1 protein-coding gene is annotated in these 922 nt (G+C 50.2%); it reads left to right on the top strand.

The annotated features are described in order from the left end of the window. The coding region (locus tag ACQ4M5_RS41795) for a transposase (protein ID WP_430681699.1) at window positions 1-855 on the top strand (855 nt) is incomplete at its 5' end. Window positions 856-922 lie beyond the last annotated feature (67 nt).

Below are 922 nucleotides of genomic sequence, written 5' to 3'. Positions count from 1 at the left end.
TATCGGCAGGAGGCACGTCAAGCCTATTTGAGCGTCACCAAGCAACGCAAAGCTCAGGGCAAGACAATGCGCAAAGCAATTCGCAAGCAATTGAGCTATGTCAAGCGCAACCTCGCTCACATTGATGCGTTAGTCGAAGCTGGAGCCACCTTATCGGCATTGGACAAACAGTTGTATCGCAAGCTGCTGGTGATTGCTGAGTTGTACCGACAACAGCAATCGATGTATGACCAACGCCAACATCGCATTGATGACCGGATTGTCAGTCTGTCACAACCCCATATCCGTCCGATAGTTCGAGGCAAGGCAGGCACTCCAGTCGAGTTTGGTGCGAAGTTCTCGGCAAGTTGCGTCGATGGCAATGTCTTTCTCGACCGTCTCAGTTGGGATAACTTCAACGAGTCGGGGGACTTCATCACTCAAGTCGAACAGTTTAAGCAACGCTTTGGACACTATCCCGAATCGGTTCATGCCGACCAAATCTATCGCACTCGTGCCAATCGTGCCTTCTGCCGTGAACGTGGCATTCGATTAAGCGGCAAACCGCTCGGTAGACCCAAGGCGCAAGATGCAGCAGAAATCCGCAAACAAGTCCGAGCCGATGCCGCGGTTCGCAATCAGATAGAAGGTAAGTTTGGGCAAGGCAAGCGCCGCTTTAGCTTAGGTCGAGTCATGGCAAAACTTGCTTCCACGGCTGAATGTACGATTGCTATCACCTTCTTGGTGATGAACTTGGAGCGGTGGCTCCAGCACCTTCTTTTTGTCTTTTTTGAGGTTCTGTTCTGGCTCAAGGGTGGCTTTGAATTACATCGAACACGGCGACAACCGAATCAATGGCAATTGGCGATCGCATAAATAAAAGGATGCAGATTCAGAGAAGTCTGTGATCCAGTTTTTACAGAATGACTTTTTCAGCAAGCCC

The sequence above is a fragment of the Leptolyngbya sp. AN10 genome (genome assembly GCF_050565645.1).
GTDB lineage: Bacteria > Cyanobacteriota > Cyanobacteriia > Leptolyngbyales > Leptolyngbyaceae > Leptolyngbya.
This window is presented reverse-complemented; position numbering and strand designations above follow the sequence as displayed.